The sequence below is a fragment of the Gordonia alkanivorans NBRC 16433 genome (assembly GCF_000225505.1).
Taxonomy (GTDB): Bacteria; Actinomycetota; Actinomycetes; order Mycobacteriales; family Mycobacteriaceae; genus Gordonia; species Gordonia alkanivorans.
The window spans coordinates 40,097-57,182 of sequence record NZ_BACI01000029.1 but is presented as its reverse complement, the minus strand read 5'-3'; the positions used below and the strand labels follow the sequence as shown (position 1 = coordinate 57,182).

17 protein-coding genes and 1 pseudogene are annotated in these 17,086 nt (G+C 63.5%); 9 read left to right on the top strand and 9 right to left on the bottom strand.

Translation table 11 applies throughout. From position 1 onward, the window contains the following. The first annotated feature begins 198 nt into the window (after positions 1–198). On the top strand, positions 199–798 hold the full coding sequence (locus tag GOALK_RS23835) for a DUF8453 domain-containing protein (protein ID WP_157139134.1): 600 nt from the start codon (positions 199–201) through the stop codon (positions 796–798). Between the two features lie 52 nt (positions 799–850). Here the strand turns inward: GOALK_RS23835 and GOALK_RS04285 are convergent, their stop codons facing one another. Then, positions 851–2,773 carry a hypothetical protein gene (locus GOALK_RS04285; protein WP_157139133.1) on the bottom strand — a complete coding sequence of 641 codons (1,923 nt, stop codon included), beginning with the start codon at positions 2,771–2,773 and terminating at the stop codon, positions 851–853. An 84-nt stretch (positions 2,774–2,857) separates the two neighbouring features. Further along, positions 2,858–4,000, bottom strand: a complete 1,143-nt coding sequence (locus GOALK_RS04280; RefSeq protein ID WP_006357569.1) for a hypothetical protein — start codon at positions 3,998–4,000, stop codon at positions 2,858–2,860. A 462-nt stretch (positions 4,001–4,462) separates the two neighbouring features. Between GOALK_RS04280 and GOALK_RS23045 the strand changes: the two genes are divergently transcribed. Then, positions 4,463–5,209, top strand: coding sequence for a hypothetical protein (locus tag GOALK_RS23045; RefSeq protein WP_157139132.1), 747 nt, complete (start codon positions 4,463–4,465; stop codon positions 5,207–5,209). 205 nt (positions 5,210–5,414) lie between these two features. Here the strand turns inward: GOALK_RS23045 and GOALK_RS04270 are convergent, their stop codons facing one another. Further along, a complete protein-coding gene (locus tag GOALK_RS04270) occupies positions 5,415–5,792 on the bottom strand; it encodes an SRPBCC family protein (RefSeq protein WP_040003998.1) in 378 nt (125 codons plus the stop codon). A gap of 394 nt (positions 5,793–6,186) precedes the next feature. Further along, positions 6,187–7,020: a DUF4436 family protein gene (locus GOALK_RS04265; protein WP_006357566.1), complete on the bottom strand. Its 834-nt coding sequence runs from the start codon at positions 7,018–7,020 to the stop codon at positions 6,187–6,189. 250 nt (positions 7,021–7,270) lie between these two features. Between GOALK_RS04265 and GOALK_RS04260 the strand changes: the two genes are divergently transcribed. After that, positions 7,271–7,660, top strand: a complete 390-nt coding sequence (locus GOALK_RS04260) for a DUF1304 domain-containing protein (protein WP_035752373.1) — start codon at positions 7,271–7,273, stop codon at positions 7,658–7,660. Between the two features lie 33 nt (positions 7,661–7,693). Here GOALK_RS04260 and GOALK_RS04255 read toward each other — a convergent pair whose 3' ends face one another. Next, positions 7,694–8,341 carry an LGFP repeat-containing protein gene (locus GOALK_RS04255; RefSeq protein ID WP_035752370.1) on the bottom strand — a complete coding sequence of 216 codons (648 nt, stop codon included), beginning with the start codon at positions 8,339–8,341 and terminating at the stop codon, positions 7,694–7,696. Positions 8,342–8,581: 240 nt separating this feature from the next. Here GOALK_RS04255 and GOALK_RS04250 point away from each other — a divergent pair. Continuing rightward, a pseudogene (locus tag GOALK_RS04250) lies at positions 8,582–9,909 on the top strand (oxygenase MpaB family protein). A gap of 168 nt (positions 9,910–10,077) precedes the next feature. Here GOALK_RS04250 and GOALK_RS04245 read toward each other — a convergent pair. The 4 genes from GOALK_RS04245 to GOALK_RS04230 form a co-directional block, all read right to left on the bottom strand. Then, positions 10,078–10,281 (bottom strand): hypothetical protein, encoded by a 204-nt coding sequence (locus GOALK_RS04245; protein WP_230461933.1) that lies wholly within the window; start codon positions 10,279–10,281, stop codon positions 10,078–10,080. Positions 10,282–10,403: 122 nt separating this feature from the next. After that, positions 10,404–10,859 carry a nitroreductase/quinone reductase family protein gene (locus tag GOALK_RS04240; RefSeq protein ID WP_035752364.1) on the bottom strand — a complete coding sequence of 152 codons (456 nt, stop codon included), beginning with the start codon at positions 10,857–10,859 and terminating at the stop codon, positions 10,404–10,406. 66 nt (positions 10,860–10,925) lie between these two features. Then, positions 10,926–11,540 (bottom strand): AMIN-like domain-containing (lipo)protein, encoded by a 615-nt coding sequence (locus GOALK_RS04235; protein WP_040003990.1) that lies wholly within the window; start codon positions 11,538–11,540, stop codon positions 10,926–10,928. 22 nt (positions 11,541–11,562) lie between these two features. Further along, entirely contained in the window at positions 11,563–12,195 is a 633-nt protein-coding gene (locus GOALK_RS04230) for an LGFP repeat-containing protein (protein ID WP_035752551.1), read from the bottom strand. Between the two features lie 121 nt (positions 12,196–12,316). On the opposite strand from GOALK_RS04230, the gene GOALK_RS04225 reads away from it, so the two are divergent. From GOALK_RS04225 to GOALK_RS04205, 5 genes are all read left to right on the top strand, one after another. After that, on the top strand, positions 12,317–12,940 hold the full coding sequence (locus tag GOALK_RS04225) for a TetR/AcrR family transcriptional regulator (RefSeq protein ID WP_040003989.1): 624 nt from the start codon (positions 12,317–12,319) through the stop codon (positions 12,938–12,940). A gap of 43 nt (positions 12,941–12,983) precedes the next feature. Next, a complete protein-coding gene (locus GOALK_RS04220) occupies positions 12,984–13,646 on the top strand; it encodes an enoyl-CoA hydratase-related protein (protein ID WP_006357556.1) in 663 nt (220 codons plus the stop codon). A 127-nt stretch (positions 13,647–13,773) separates the two neighbouring features. After that, positions 13,774–15,276 (top strand): APC family permease, encoded by a 1,503-nt coding sequence (locus GOALK_RS04215; protein WP_006357555.1) that lies wholly within the window; start codon positions 13,774–13,776, stop codon positions 15,274–15,276. A 58-nt stretch (positions 15,277–15,334) separates the two neighbouring features. Then, positions 15,335–16,336, top strand: a complete 1,002-nt coding sequence (locus GOALK_RS04210; RefSeq protein WP_006357554.1) for an alpha/beta hydrolase — start codon at positions 15,335–15,337, stop codon at positions 16,334–16,336. 105 nt (positions 16,337–16,441) lie between these two features. After that, positions 16,442–17,071, top strand: coding sequence for a TetR/AcrR family transcriptional regulator (locus tag GOALK_RS04205; RefSeq protein ID WP_035752350.1), 630 nt, complete (start codon positions 16,442–16,444; stop codon positions 17,069–17,071). Positions 17,072–17,086 lie beyond the last annotated feature (15 nt).

Here is a 17,086-nt window from a genome sequence, read left to right as displayed (position 1 = left end):
GACGTTCTAGAACGACTACCTGATTCTGGGACTAGTCTACAACCGAACACGTTGCGTCGCATCTGTTTTCACCCGCCCAGTTAACTGGTAACGGGACGTGTTGAAGTGGGACGAGTCGACCTCGAAGCGATGAGGGAAGCTGAGCGACACGTGGCCGGGAACGCCTACATCCGCCTGCCGGTAGCTGAGAATGTCCCCATGGACGCTTCATCTATCGTTGCGGCAATCGCCGCCGGCATCGCCCTCGCCGCGTTGTACTTCACCTGGCGCCAGGTGAGCGCCGCCGAGGAACAAACCGCCCTCCAACGTCGGATACACGAGGATGCTGGGCAACCATATGTGTGGGCTGATATCCGCCCTCATGCCCAGCACGCCTCGTTCATGATGCTTGTTGTAAAGAACGATGGGCCGACCGTGGCCACGAGTGTCTCAATAAGTATCGATCCGCCATTTCCATCGGAATGGTCACGAGACGGTGACAACGAGAGGTTCGCGAACAATCGACGTTTTGCATCGTTACCGCCCGGACGAGTGATGCAGTGGAACCTCGGGCTGCCACAGAATATCTTGCCATCGCCCAGGAGTCCGGTCAACGAAAAAGGCCAGTTTAAGATCACAATATCATTCGATGGGCCATATGGACCCATTGATCCCTTGACGTACGCAATCGATCTTAGCGAGTATCGCTGGGTGGCGAAAACAACGCCAGGCACGCCGATGAGTATCTCCAAATCAGTGGATGACGCTTCGAGGGAATTGAGCAAGGCTATTAACAAAGTGGCAGAGCGGATCTCATAAACTAGCCACCCCTCTCGACCCTTCCAATGTCTATATCAGAAAAGCCGATGCACTACTCATCGTCAATCTGGTCAGATGACTGACGAGCCCGTAGTTCATCGCGACGTTGCCAGATCAACCGGTTGAGTGCATCGTTATCCCGGAGCATCCGCTGTGGGATAGGCGCCGGAAGCGAAACAATATCCAGGAACTCGCGCAGTGAGACAGGAACTGGGGTCGGCTGGTTAGTCCATCCACCCAACAGGTCCGCGATATCTCTAGTGTGCGTTGAGTAGAGCTCCCCGAGTCCCTCAAATATCGCGAGATCGCTCATCCTTAAGGGCACCGGTGGCCTTATGGAGCCTCGCAGTTCCTCAAACGGCGCTGCCCGAGTGCGCCAGTCTAACTGAACCGATGTAATGCTAGATATACCGTTGTCTGGCACCACAACATACGGGTAAAACACAGGGTTATCCTCTATGCCAAACGACAGGCGCTCTCTAGCTAGCTTCGCTGTCGAAACGATCTGTTTGAACTTTGTTGATACAAAGGCCGAGTCCATATCCTCGTTATAGGTTGAGAGATCCGCCAAACCTTGCGCCAATCCAGCGCTAAGGTGGTGGTTGGTGGCGTCGAGAATGATGCACGCGCGGCCGGCTACGAGCATGAAATCGCAGACTGAAGGCGTTCGCCCCGCGCCCGACCACTCGGCCTGCATTTCGGTCTCGGAAACCAACCGACTAATCTTAGAGCTGTACGAGGCAATCTTCTCCAAGATGTCGCCAGCCCTCCGCTCAAAGGCGTAATTCATCGCTTGGCTGAAAGTTTCAGACAAAGATCGTGGAGCGACAGGACCGAACGAGAAGAATGTTTGCCAGTAGAGCTGTGCGCCAAAGAATCGGTCCACAATCCATTGATATCGCAGGGCGAATACTGTCTCTCTGCCTCGCCGAAGAAAGGGTCTTTCAGTAAAGACGTAGCGCTGATTTGTAACAGACCCCTGTGCGCGATCGTCGCGAAGTCGTCTTTTAAACTGGGTCGGTTTGTAAGCCATATTGTTGAAGACGAACTCCACCGCGACTTCGGTTGCTCCAGATCGAACTAAGTCCGCACGATCGAACTCGAACTGTCCGGCTACGATTCTCTCGCTCACGATCTGCCCTACAAGCATCACATCGAGAAGCGGGACTTTGTTGGCCAGCTCGAACGCCTCCGCAGGGTTTGATCCAATCCGCGGGTCAGTTACTCGATCAGGCCAAGGCTGGAACCATAGGTCGTAAGTGGAGGCCTTGATCAACTCGATTTTGACGGGTTCGTTGCTGAGTAGGTTCGCCATATCGTTCAGGGCGTGTTGCCGAACCGCTACGACAGTCTCGTCGGAGGTGTACGCCTCGATCGCCGCGATCTGCGCTCTGTACTCGGCGGGATCTGGATTCGCCAGCATGTCGAGGGGGTTCTGTTCACCAGCGTGCTCACTCGTAATCGACATCACGAGTTCAAGAACGTCAACAATCTCAATATCTCGTACACCGCTGCCATCGACTTCGGAACACGCCTCGAAAGCCTCGCGTATCAGCTGTGTCATCGATCTCGGAGGAACGAGGCGATGAGTCACTCCCACCTTAGTTGCCAATTGGGCGGCCCACTCCGTGCCGGCCTCCGCAAGCATCGCTCGTTCAACACGCGATTCCGACCAGTCAGTGGTGGTTGCGACATCGAGTCGAGACTGAATTGCGGCCAGAACATGAAGAGCGGATGCCTGCGAAATCTGGCCAAGACGCTCGGCCCGCAGGGTGTGACTCAAGGCAGTCAATCCGGCATGATCAGAGATGATCGGAAATACTGGCACCGGTTGTCCACTGGGTACTCCACTAATTTCGGCAGCACCTGCAGTCGTCCTACGCGAACCGTCTGAACGAGCTTCGCGGCGACGTTGTTTCGTCGTCTTTCCTGTCCGAGGGGTCCCGCGCTTCTTTTTCGACATCATTGCCTCCATCTAGGTGTCGACCGTAGCCTGATTGTTCGAAACCACAAGCTTCTGAATGACGCTGGCCACGAGTGCATCCCAGGCTGCGCAAGCTCAGGCATCAGCGTCAAACATCGATACATATCGGGCATAGGTGGCGGCAGAAGCCACCGCATGTCGCTCGATGGTGGCAGGGGAGTAGCCGAGAGTGTCGGCGAGTATCGCTGCGGGTGCGAGCTTGGTGAGTTCATGTAGGGTGCCCAACCGGGCGGTCCGGGTACTGAAAGTCGCCTTCAACCGGTTCCGTAGGTGAGTCGGGTTGATGTGTCGGCCTGGGACGTAGCCGCGCAATACCCAGTTAGTGGCCGGGTGCGCGGCGGTATTCGCGAGGTCTCGTTCTCCGGCGAGGTGGCGGAATGGTTCGTCGAGCGGGGCCGGCAGGGCTATGGCGATGGCGCCGAGTGTGACGGTCACGAGTTCGTCTGAGACTATGACGTGGTCCCAAGTGAGTTTGACGACACGGTCGATCTGCTGGCCAAAGACGAGCACCAGGATCGCGGCGGCTCGGTCCCGTGGATTCAGTGCCGGTTGGTTCGATGTGATGCTGTCGACGGTGTCTTGCTGAGCCTCGGCACTCATCTTCGGGCTGGTGCCACGTCGGTGAGGTGTCATTGTGAGGTCTGCGGCGACCAGCTTCATCTTGAACGCCCACGCGAGGAAGCGGATGGCGAACTCTCGCGTGCTCGGACCTTCGGCCTGCCATGAGTCTAGGTCCGCTTGGGATAGGTCGCCGATCGAGACGTCGCGGTCGGTGAGCCAGTTGAGGAATTCGATTGTGACGGTGACGGTTTGCTTCGACCGTAAGAACGTGCCGTGCGACACCGACTCCATCGAGTGCATCTGCCGCAGGTGGTGCCAGCGGATGTAGCGGTTGACGATGTCGCGATGTTCCGCCGATTTCAGGCGGTCGAGGGCGTCGTTTGACCAGTCGATATAGCGGTGCAGCAGTCCGTCCCTGGGCGGCAGGATCTGATGGGTGACCAGGAGTTCTCGCACGTATTCTCGGGTGCGCGATCGGGGGAGTTGATCGATGACGTCATGGGAAACGAGCGGCGTGCGGGCCAACTCGGTGAGGAACGCTGTGACATGTTCTTGGTTGATCCAGGTCAGACCGCTGTTGGCCCGTTTCATCGACTTCAGGGCAGTTGCAAAAGGTTTCAGCTCATCGTTGATGACACCGGTCTCTGGATTCGTCAATAGTCGGTCGACGGTCGCTCCCAGGACGCACCGCCAGCTGTTTGCGTTTACCGATGCTGATCCGCAGATTGCGCTGCTGGATCGCCACGACCCAGCAATTCGCCGCGGGTCGTAGCCAGCAGTTTCGGTCGAGATCAGCTAGGACGAGTGATCTCATCCAATTGAACTCGTCCTAGTTAAGTGCCGATAATAGTAATTATGTCAAGTAGTCGGTAGCGAGTTGCATCATCCGCGAACTCGAGGTCATGCTCCGATTCGTCCAGTCACTCCTCGTCGACCCCGGCGACCCTCCTCGTTCGCCAGAGGAACTACGCGCATTCCTGCATCGTTGGGTTGGAACGCCCATTGAGGCGAAGATCCCGACGTCCTAGTCGGCTCGCCGATGGCCCGATCAAAGACATTGCCGCAGAGGGGGCTTCACCTCTCTGGACCCAACGCGCCGAAAACACTGTGCTCGCAGTCGTGGCCGACTCCGGCACAGCACCCACGCCACATCAAGCGACGGCCGACGCCGTGATCGCAGCGTCTCTGGCCAACGTTGCTGTCGCTCAGGCGACTCTGGCCGCGGCGCGGGCAGCCGGGATACCGACGCCCACGCCCAACCGACGAGCCTTGAGCCGAATCGCCGCACTCAGGTTCACCGACTCCCTCCCAGGGCTGGGCCGCGACGTCATTGCCGAAATACGTCACATAGTCGCCGGGCAACCGCGTTCGATACTGCTGCGTATCGCCATCACCCTGGCTCTGAGCGCGGCGCTGGTGGTGAGTTACCACACCCTGGGATGGAGACGGTACGACGACGCCGCATCACTGACCCTGTATGTGTTCTCGGTGATCGTCGGAAGCGTGGTGTGCACCAACGCTCTGTGCTTCGAAGCCGGCCGAGTACGCCGCCGGCTGACAGGTGGTCAACGCCTTTGGCAATTGCTGATCGTCAAGAATCTCGCAATGGCGGTCCTGGTGACGGCAGCCGGCACGCCGGTGATGGCCGTGCTCTCCCTCACCGCCGGCACCAACCCCATCGCGATGGTCGACCAGTTCATCACGATGGTCTTCATCTGGCTGGGAGTGGGCAACGTACTCTCGGTGGTCTTCCCCCTACGCCAAGAGCCCTTCTCGGCTCGTCTGCGAGACGGCACCTGGGTCCCGTATCTGCTGTCCTACGGGATCGGGCTCACGGTCAACCTCATGATCTACTGGCGGCTCTAGGCCCGCCACAGCGCCGGCGACCACATCACCGGCGGCAACACCACAGCCTTCGTCGTGGTCGTCGCCAGCGCACTGAGCAGCTGGATACTACTGACACTCCTCGCGGTCGCCTGCAGTCACAATCCACGAATACGCCAACTCCTCTCCCAAGAAATGGTCGAATACCAGGCCCAGCGCACGCGACCCTGACACCACGGCCCGTCCCCTATTCCAGACGCGCCGCGATCCGTTCGATGCGCGGCAACGCAAAGGCCATCACCGGCAGATACGCCGCTGCCCAGACCGGCGCGCCGAAGCTGAGAACGCAGCCGCCCGCCATCGGAATCACCTCGTGCCGCGTCGCGTTCACACCTGCCACCCTCCAGGCCCACAACCGTCCATCCACGAACTCGGTGACCTCGAAAGGCAGCGGCACCCCAGCGATAGTCGTGATCGTCCCGCGTGCCCCGGACGCCAACTCGACGTCTCCGTTCACGCGTGCCCCTGTGACAGTGGGCCCCCATCTCGGCCAGGCGTTCACATCGGTGATCGTTGCCCACACCGCTTCGGGGGGCAGGTTCATCCGCAATTCGGTCGTCGGCATGCCGTGGCGGAACGAAGTGCGGACCCGCAGAGCCGACATCAGCGACGCTGGAGTCGCCGGACAACTCATCGTTCGGCCCGACCGAACAGCTCCCGCGCCCAGTCGACGTCTTGCAGCAGCCGTTTCCACCCCCGCGGTGCAGGACTGCCGTGGTCGAAGGTGTTACGCAACATCGAACCATCGTCGCAGAACGTGGTCGGGACGGCACTCGTCGCCACTCCCGGACGTGGCCGTCCATCTGGGTTGCGCGAGTAGGGTGCGCCTGTGAACGAGCGCCCCGGGTTGTCTACGTGAGTGCCGGCCAAACCTGACGACGAACCGATCGCGCCCAGGCGTCGTCACCGCGATCCCGGGAGGACCCGCAAAGGCTACGCGCGTTTCAACGTGCCCCGGATCAGGGAGCCTGTTTCCACCACGCGACGACATACAGCGCGAGCGACGCGACGAGACCACCGAGGACCCAGAGAACCACCGAGTAGTCGACCCATGATCCGAACGGGGGCGAACCGGGGAAGATGTTGCGCAGGGGTAGCACGGCAAACAGCATCACGGCGAACCAGGTCACCATCGGAGGCTGAAACGCCTTGCGGTGGCGGACCGTCTGGATCGAGACGAACAGGGTGCAGATCGGCAGAACGACCAGCATCGCGCACAACGCGAGATCAAAGGCCAGCGATGCGGCCGCCCTGGACGAGGTGACCGGGAACGCCTTTCCGCCGGCGACGGTGTCCCCGGCTTTGATGTCCCAGCCGATCAGCGAGTCGATCAGCACGACCTCTGTCGGCAACGCGGGATCGTTCGGACCGAACGCCTGTACCGTCACCGACTCCGCGACGTATCTGTCGAACGGCCAGAGCCGGATGTCGCCGTCGCTGTACAACGACACCGGCAGAACCCCGGGGCGTGTACCGGCGGGGAACGTCAGCTCGGTGTCGGAGACCGTCGGCGAAACGTCTACGGTCAGATCCTGTTTGAGGTCGCCTCGACCATCGAGCAGATCACCACCGGCATCGATCGAGACGGTGCCGGCCACCTCGAAGTCGGCGCCGTTGACCGTGTTGATATCGAGGTACACCACGACGCCGTTCGCCACTGGTCTACTTGCTTCCGCACCGTCATCGGTTCCACCTTTGGCGTAGACCACCAGGACGGAGACATAGGCGATCATCAGGCCGACCACGATCGCCAGCGCCACAACCCACGAGAATCTTTTACCGGTCTCCGCCATACTCCAGCCTCCACGCTCATCACCCGTTCGGCGGCCGTAAGCAGGCGCCGGCTGCCGGAAAGTCTATGGGTGCACGCCAATACCGTTCCGGGCCGGGTGGAATTCGGAATGCAGAGCACGTCAGCAGCAGCAACCGACTATTCCGGGCAAGATCCCGCGGCGGGCGCAGCGGTTCCGAGGAGGCGTCCCAGTGGCACACTGGTCGGAACGCACTACTTCCGACGAAGCGAGCACGCGTGAGGAGTTCACAATGGTCATCGCAGGTTTGGTACTCGCCGCGGTCGCGGGGCTCCTCCACGTCCTCATCTTCTATCTGGAATCCATCGCCTGGACGAGCGAGCGCGCCCGCGCGACGTTCGGCACCGGGACGGTGGAGGAAGCGACAGTTCAGAAGGAACTCGCTTTCAACCAGGGGTTCTACAACCTGTTCCTCGCGATCGCGGTGTTCGTCGGAATCGTGTTGTACGCCATTGGATCTGACGCCGTCGGGGCGACGCTGGTCTTCACGGGCACCGCGTCGATGGTCGCTGCGGCATTGGTTCTGGCGCTTTCGAGCCCCGACAAGATCGCGGCCGCACTCAAGCAGGGCGTGGTTCCCTCGCTCGCAGTGATCGCGCTCGCCGTCGGCCTGATCGTCTGAACCCGGCGAACTCCTCGCCTACGCAGCCGCCGCTCACTTCAGGCCCGACGGAACGACCTTGCCGTTGACCGTCACGATGACGTCGCCGGTTGCTGTGTTCTCCGAGATGGTGCCGTACTCGAAAGTCACCACTTCGAGGTCACCGTCGGTGGTCACGTCGCTCGTGGGCACACCGAGCGGCCCGGCCGAGCCGTTCTTGCCGGTGAGTAACGGCACGCCGTCCGGGGCACGTTCGGTATTCCATGCATCCCGGATCTTTCCCGAGGTGACGATATACGCGGGTGTCCCGGGGTTGGCGTTCTTCGCGATGATCACGCCGCGTTGGAATTGCTGGTACACGACGCCGCTGTCTCGGGTTCCGGCATTGTGATCCCCGGTCAGCGGTATGCCGATGGCCCGCTTCTGGGCGTCGGTCGCCGCCGCGTATTTGACTGCGAGCGGGCCGACCAGAGTCACCGCGACGTCGTCCACCCCCGTGATCGTCACCGTAGCGGGCGTCCCCGGGGTGCTGGTCTCCGCAACCGTCCGATCGTCGGCGTCTGACGGGGAGACGGAAGCCTCGGCCGATGATGCCTTCGATGACGTGTCGTTCGCGTCGGCACCACCGCAGCCGGCAGCGATCAGCGCGACGACGAACATTCCAGCAGCAAGGTTGGCAAGACGGAGAGCCACACGCGTCATGTTTTCCTCTCGGACATCGACACGTAGCGAATCCGGTACGCGCGAACCAGTATCGTGTCGGAGTCTAGCGGCTCGACGCCCCACGTCGGCAGGTCCTCATCGTAGGCGGACACGATTCGATGCCATGTCACCAGGTGAGACGTTTTCGATGCAATGTCCCAAATCGGTCATGGCAGGTCGCCAGACCTGCTCCAATGGCGATGAGAGCAATGACTCGTCGACGGTGACTGAGAGGTCGGGATGGCGCACTACTACCCAGAACTGGCGGAGCGGGTCGCACGGCAGGCCGACGAGTTGCCCGAGCTGTATGGCGACTTCGACTTCGACACGACCCCGGAACGTTTCACCACCGACCCCGATGTCGAGTCTGCGCTGCCGCGTCGATTGGGCGATCGCAGCAAGTATTTGAACGACCCGCGTCTGATGGAACTGGTCCACACATCGACATTTCTGGCCGACGTGCCCGCCGATCGGGTGGCTGCACTGTCTGCGCAGTATCCGGTCTCCGAACTCGTGAGTCTCGTTCGACGCGTATGCCGCGCGGGCGCGGAGAATGTTCCGGACGCTCCCCCGGAGATCGGCGAACTCATCGCCGTGATGCAGGAGAAGCCCGACTGGATCGACTTCGATCTCATCGACGACGGCGCCGCATACTCCCGTCTGTATGCCGCGCTCGTGTCACCCTTCATGACCCGGGGCGCATTCCTCGCGACCTTCACCAACAGCTATGCGGCGCTGCCGATGACGATCACCGGCGCGCTGTCGGGCACCCGAGCCGCACACCGTGTCAACGAGACCACCGCCTACTTCGCGGTCACGGCGCTACCGGGCGGTCTCAGGCGTTTCGGTCCGGGCTTCGAGGCGACCGTGATGGTGCGCCTGATGCATTCGATGGTCCGGTTCAACGCATTGCAGCGTACCGGCCACGGCAACAGCAGGAAACGAACTTGGGACACCAGGATCTACGGCCTGCCGGTCCCCAGATCGACCAGTTCCCCGCAGGCATGATCGGCCCTTATCAGAAGGCAGACAAGGCAGTCAGGGCCAACCGTGAACTCCCCTACGACGAGCGGGCGATGGTCGAGTTCCATCGCTACCGCGGGTTCCTGCTCGGACTCCCCGAGGAACTGCTGCCCGGTTCCGCGCAGGAGATCGTCGACCTGTTCAACGCGCGGGCCGCAACCCTGCGCCACGGCTACGACGACGACTGCCGCAAACTCGTCAGCTCCACGATGGACGCCTACCTGCGCCCAACGGAGAGCCCCTTCGACCGTGTAGCCGACGCCGTCGAAAAGAGCTACAGCAAGCTCGCTTTCGCGGCCGCCTTCTGCGAGGGAAACCTCAGGAAGGCTGCCGACATGGGCGTTGACCTCTCGATCGCCGACCTCGCGCGTGCAGCCGCGACCGCGCCGTGGTTGACCGGCCGGTTCGCCGCGGTCCGCATCGCCGGCAAACTCCCGGTTCTGCAGAATCTCGCCGATCAATACATCACCGAACTCGTCAGGAGGCGCCTCGACGACTACGGAATCCCTGAGTACACAACCGATTCCCGTGAATACGCACACTGACGGACCCGTGCACAGTGCGGCCGGTCAGCGGTGCCGGGGCGACCGATACCGGACGACTTGCAGAGGCTTCATCGCCAGAGCACCGGGGGCACCCCTTCGGCCGTCAGACTTCCGCCGCCGGCGCGCCACAGTCGGCCATCTCGAGAACCGGTACCAACAAAACCGAAGTCAGGCGAGCTTCAGGACTGCCGGTTCCGCACGCGGGAGTTGGTCGGGACATGGCGTCGTGGCGCCGGCCTCCGACGCCGTGTCGAGCGAGTCGCGTCGCCGATTGCCGCCGGGATACTCCATGCGGCGCTGGAAACGATCCATGCCGACAGTGAACACCGTGAGCCCCACTGGGGCGAACAGTCCCACGATGAGTGCGACCATGCGTCGTTCCTCCTGGTGTTCCGATACGTTGACCGGGAGGGAATATAGCCATTCGTTCGTATCGGTAAACATCGCATCGCCGTCGTCGGCGACCGAAGGTCACCACAGCCCGGCGGCGCGGGTCAGCGGGGGTCGATTCGGAACACCCCACAGCGTCCCGCAACGGCGGCGAAAGCGTCCGGGGTGACGTCGGTGACCACGCCGGCATCCTTCATCATCTTCGGTCCGTCACTGCCCGACAGTTCAGGCCAGGCGCGGAGTACCGGCACCGCCTGGTCGGCGGGCAGTTCGACAAGACGGACATCGGTCACGTCCCCGCGAATCGACAGCTGCGCCAGCCCGTCGGCGGCGCGGACGTTGCGAGCCCAGTCGGCCCCGGGGAATCCTTCGAGGAGGTAGCGGCCCCCGTCCACGGCGACGACGGTCAGCGGCGTCCGCCGAGGCTTCCCGCTCTTTCTGCCGGGCACGATCAGGACCGGCAACTCCTTCATCCCACCGAAGCGTTGCAGGAACAGGAACACCTTGTTCATCGGCTTGAGCCAGCGCGGCGGCGTGACAGTTCGCGGTGACGTGGGCATGCTCGCTCCTTCCGGCGCCTTACTCCGTACACCGTACTAGGTTTACGGCGGCGGGTACACCGGCGGTCAGCGCTGCACGTCGATGACGAGTCGCGTCGGGTTGGTCAGCACGTCGACGGTGAAAGGAGCTCCGCGTTCCGACACCCCGATGAAAGACTGTGTGACACCTTCGAATACGAGCGCGCCCCGCACCTCCACCACCGACCCGCCTGGCTGTGCACGAATCGGATCGGGACCGGCATACGGCTCGACCCCGCTGTCGAAGGGGTACGCCGACCCGGTGATCTGGACGTCCAGGATCGCTCCACCCGCGACATCGACCGGGAAGCCGCTTCCGTCCTGGAGCGCCTCGTCGACATAGGCGACGCGCCAACCGGGCCGGCCGCTGCCCCCGAGCTCGTAGACGACCCGATCGAATCCGTCGTGCGAGCCGGTACGGATGTCGGTGACGGTTAGTCGAGCGCCCTCACCTGCGGGCGCGGTCTTCGGACCGGCGCTCTCGCCATCGGTCGGCACATCGGACGCCGTCGAACCGGTCTCGGACGGCGGCGTCGACGTCACCGTCTCGGTCACCGTCGGGGCGACACCGACGTCACTGTCACGCTCACCGTCGGCAGCCGAACAGCCCGCAACGACGAGAGCAGCGGCGACCAGGACCACCGCGGCGCGCACACGCATCATGAGCGCCCACGCTACCCGGGGATCAGGGCCAGAAGATGGTGCCGTTCTGGAAGTCCTGGGCAAAGCGGCTGCCGATGCGGTACTCGCCGCCGAGCGGAACGCCGTAGTACCCCTTCGCGGCCCCCTGCGCGCGCCACTTCTGCAAGATCCCGCCCCAGACGATCTGGGCGCCGCCGTTCTTGGACCAGGTGATCGTGCCGCCCTGGAAGTCGCTGGTCCGCCCCTTGCCCGACTTGTACTCGTTGGTCGTGGGGAAGCCCAGCGCGCCGCGCTCGGCGCCGATCTTCTGCCAGCGAGTCCGGATCGCGCCGCCGACCTGATGAGCCGTTCCGGCGTCGACCGTCGGGTGCCAGTAGAACGACACGTCGCGGGAAAAGGTCTGGTACCGGCCACGCTTGGCGGACGCCCGTTCGGGACCGGTCGGTGCGCCCCACTTCCAGAAACCGCCGGTCTTGGAGTAGGCCTCCTCGATCTTCCCGCCGACGACGATCCCGTTGATCACCCGATCGGCCTGGGCGTTCGGAGCGAGAACGACGAGAGACATCGCGGTGGCCAGGATCGCCAGTCCCACCGAGGCAAACCGCGACCGGTTACGGCCGGCGGCGGGGCGGGTGTCACGTGAGGCGCGTCGAATCAGGGACGAGAGACCAGACATGGGCGTGATCATACGGATGCAACGGGTACATCGTTAGGGCAGCTCACGAGCGTCGTCACGAATCAGTCGCATGGCGGGGATCACAGCGGTAACAGAGCAACTGCTCTGTTACCGTCTTCTCGTGCCCCGGCCCAGAACTCATGACCTCGAGCAGTTGCTCGATGCCGCCGAGGCGCTGGCGGTCCAATCGGGCGCTGCTGCAGTCACGGTGCGAGCCCTCTCAGAGTCGACGGCAGTGTCCAACGGTGCGATCTATCACGCCTTCGGCTCGCGAGCGGGTCTCGTCGGGCGGGTATGGCTGCGCGCCGCACAGCGTTTCCTGACCGCGCAACGCGAGGCAGTGGAGGCGACCCTCGACTCCGGGCGGGGCCGGGACATCGCCGTCGAGGCGGTCGTCGTTGCCGCCGACGCCCCGGCGCGCTTCGCTCTCGATCAGCCCCTGTCCGGGCGATTCCTGCTCACCGTGGACCGAAGCGAACTACTCGGGGACGCCGATCTACCCGACGATCTGGCCGATGAACTCCGGGACCTCGATCAAGCTCTCGTCGACCTGTTCCGGACGCTGGCGCACGCGGTCTGGGGACGCACCGACCGCCAGACGGTGGAGGTCATCAGAGATTGCGTCGTCGAGCTCCCGACCGCCCTCCTTCTCCGCGGCCGACGTACCGCCGACGCCGCGGTCCGCGAACGCCTCGCCGCGGCCGTCCGCGCCGTGCTGTCACTCGACCCTCCTGGAACCAACTGATCAGCCGCTGCGACAACAACTCTCCACGGACAAGGAACCGAACATGACCGCAACACTGGAATTCCACGACGACATCGCAGTCCTGATCCTCGGCGAGGACGAAAACCGTTTCTCCCCCCGCTTTCTCGAGTCAGTCAGCACCCATCTCGACAAGGTCGAATCCGACGCCCACGGTCTGGTGACCGTGGGCTCGGGCAAGTTCTACTCCAACGGACTCGACCTCGACTGGCTCCTCGCCAACGGCGACAAGGCCGACTCCTACGTCGGACAGGTGCAGGAACTCTTCGCCCGGCTGTTGAACTTCCCGCTGCCGACAGTGGCCGGGGTCAACGGTCATGCGTTCGGCGCCGGCGCCATGTTCGCCCTCGCTCACGACTATCGCGTGATGCGTGAAGACCGTGGCTACTACTGCTTCCCCGAGGTCGACATCCGAATCCCGTTCACCCCCGGCATGGCTGCGCTCATCCAGGCCAAGCTGACACCCCAGGCCGCCCTGACCGCCATGACCACCGGACACCGTTACGCCGGACCGGAAGCGGTCGCAGTCGGACTGGCCGACTCGGTGGCCGACGAGCACGCCATCGTCTCCAGCGCGCTCGATCGGCTCAAGCCTCTCGTCGGCAAGGACTCGAACACCCTCGGCGCCATCAAGTCCACGATGTTCCGCTCGGTCACCGAAGTGTTGCGCGAGGGCCACACACACTGACCTGTCCGAGGCCCTCGCTGTTCGCGCACCCGTTCACCGCGTAGGCCGACCGGACGACGTTTCTGCGTTTTGCGTCGTTCGTGACCGTCGCTGTCTAGGTTTGACTGACCTGAGCAGCGGAGGCCAGATGAGCAATCAGTCATCCCACAGTGATGCGAACGAGGTGTCCGCCGAGTTCGGTTACACCCCAGAGCTCAAACGCACGCTCGGCTCGTTCCAGGTGTTCGCCGTATCGTTCGCGTTCATCTCCGTCGCCGTCGGGATCTTCGGCACCTACGGCATGTTGCTGAACAACGCGGGCCCGGTAGGCATCTGGACCTGGCTGATCGCGCTGGCCGGTCAGATGCTGGTGGCGTTGGTCATCGCCCAGTTCGCCGCCCGCATCCCGCTCAGTGGATCGTCGTACCAGTGGGCGTCTCGGCTCGCCAACCCGCGCGTGGGTTGGATCTTCGGCTGGCTGACCTTCTGCTACCTCGTTGTGGGACTCATGGCAATCGACTTCGCGATGGCCAGCCAGTGCCTGATGCCATTGTTCAACATGACCCCCGACGAGCAGACCGCCCGCATCCTCACCGTCGTGATTCTGCTGGTGCAGGCGGCGCTCGCGATCGCATCGACCCGACTCGTCGGGCTGATCAACTCGCTGGCAGTGGGCGTCGAGGTGACGATCGTGGTGGTGCTGGTGGTCGCGCTGCTGGTGGCGGTCGCCGTGACCGGCGACGGTTCGGCCGCCAACCTCGGATCACGTGGCGTCGCAGCGGATTCAACAGAATACTTCGCGTTCGGCGGCGGCTTGATGGCCGTGATGATCGTCGGCCTGGCAACACTGGTGGGCTTCGACTCCGCGGCGAACATGGCTGAGGAGGCCAAGGATCCGCACCGCACGGTGCCGCGGGCCATCGTCGGCTCGGTCGCAGCGGCCGGAATCCTGGGAATGCTGTTCCTCATCGGACTGACCGTGGCGATCGACGACATCACCAAGGTGACCGCGTCGGAATCGCCGGTGGCGACCATCATGCGGGATCAGTTCGGAGCTCCGATGGAGCGAATCCTGTTGGTGGTGATCGCGATCGCATTCTTCGGCGGCGGACTGGTGTCGCTGACGTCGTGTGCACGCATGGTGTTCGCGATGTCGCGTGACGGGCGGTTCCCGGCGCATCAGGTGATGCGACGGGTCAACAAGCGGTCCCAGACCCCGATCCCGGCCACCGTGCTCCCGTTGGTCATCGGGATCGTCGTGATGATCGTGCTGCCGGGCGACGCGCTGATCGAACTCATCACCGCGGGCACTCTTTTCCCCGCGATCACCTACGGACTCGTCGTCATTCTCTATCTGGCCGTCCGCAAACGCCTGGACCGCAAGCGCGGTGCCTTCGACCTCGGTCGGTTCGAGTTGCCGGTGGCCGTGGCCGCCCTGGTGTGGTCGGTGTGTGCTGTCGTCATCCTGCTCTCCCCCATCGACGCGACCGTCCCCATGATCATCGTGGGCGGGCTGATCCTGGTCGGCTGTCTGTATTTCGGCTTCATGCTGATGTTCCGGCGGGAAGTCCTCGACAGCGAACCCGGACAGGACGTGTTCTCCGACACCGACCGTCGTACCGACCCCGACCCTCAGGACGCCGAGGTCTGATCCGGCCGGGCGCCCGCGGTTTCGGTCACGATTTCCCCACCCCGAGACCGCCGCCGGCATGATTGAATTCGGCGTGCGCGTACATCATTTGATCGCAACAGCCGCAGCGGCTGTGTTCGTCGTCGGATCCGCCGGATGTTCCACCGATTCCGGCGAATCCCCGCAGCCCTCGTCCACGGCGGCAACCGAGACCACCCACGCGCCCACCGCAGCTCCGCCGGTCCCGCAGGGTTCCGACGGAATCGACATCGAACGCATCGAGTATCTCGATCCCGCCGACGCCGACCCGGCCGAGAACTGGGCCAACCTGTACCTACCCGCGGGCGACCACGGGGACGGAACCGTTCCTCTCGTCACCATCATTCACGGCGGCGGCTGGGAGAGTCGCGCCGGCGCAGAGCAGTTCGACGACATGGCCCGTGATCTCGCCGCCCGCGGACTCGCCGTCTACAACGTCGAGTATCGCCGCGTAGGCACGGGCGGCGGCTGGCCGACGACCTTCCACGACGTGGCCCGCGCACTGGACCACGTACCCGCGATTGCCGAGGCACATCCTCAACTCAGCATCGACGACGAGCTGGTGATCGGCCACAGTGCCGGTGCGCAATTGGCCGTCTGGGCAGGCACGCGACACCGCCTCGACGACGATGAAGTGGGCTCACGTCCGGCATTCGGCCCATCCCGAGTGGTTTCCATCTCCGGCCCCTTGGACATGCGCTACGCCGTGAACCACGGCAACGGACGGGTCATCAAGCAGATCCTCGGCGGCACACCGGAACAGGTGCCCGATCGGTACGCATCGGTGGACCCGATCCAGAACCTGGATCCCGCAATGCCGGTGATCCTCTTCCACGGTCTCGCCGACGACGACGTCGACCCGGACAACTCGCGGCACTACACCGCCGCAGTCCGGGCGGCGGGCGGCAGCGCCGAGTTGCACCTGGTGGCCGGCGAAACCCACACCTCGCTGGTGCATCGACGATCTCCTGCGTACGAGCAGATCCTGGACCGCCTCTCCGTCGTGGCCACGACCGACCTCGACAGGCTTCGCAGCGAGTAGGGCTCGACCGATCTGGCCGCCCCTTCGCCCCCGGGTGCGCGAGTAGGGTTGTCCCCCGGGCAGTCCTGAGGTCACGAGGACCGCAGATATGACCGGGAGGTGCAGATGGCCGCAGAATCGACCCGGCGCGGTCGAGGTAGACCACCGGGACCCCCGGTCGACCTCGACGCGCGACGGGAGATGTTGCTCGACGCCGCAGAGGCGACCATCCGCCAGTCCGGCGCCGCGGTCGGGCTCGCGGAAGTCGCCAAAGCTGCCGGCCTCACCCGCTCCGCGGTGTACGCGGCGTTCAACGACCGCGATGGGGTGGTCGACGCGCTCGCAACCAGACATGCACGACGGATTGTCGAGCGACTCACCTCGGTCGTCGGCGGAACCGCCGATCCCGCCGAACAGACGCGCGCCGCCATCGACATCCTGGCCGCCTGGTTCGACGACGAACCCCAGCTGGCCCACCTACTGACCGGACGGCTCGATCAGACGGCCGAGAACACTCCCGGTGCCATCGTCGAAACCGTCGCAGACATCCTGCGAGCCGGTTTCCGGGCGCGCGGCGCAGACGACTCCCCCGCCGAACCTTGGGCATACGCCCTCGTCGGAGCGGTTTCCTCGGCCGTCGGATGGTGGTCACGAACGCGAAGCATCCCTCGTGCCGACCTCGTCGACCACTTGCATCGACTCATCTGGTCAGGCTTCGAAGGCGCGGGAGGCGCAGCACCGAGCAGCAGACCTTGACCGACGCCCACCTAA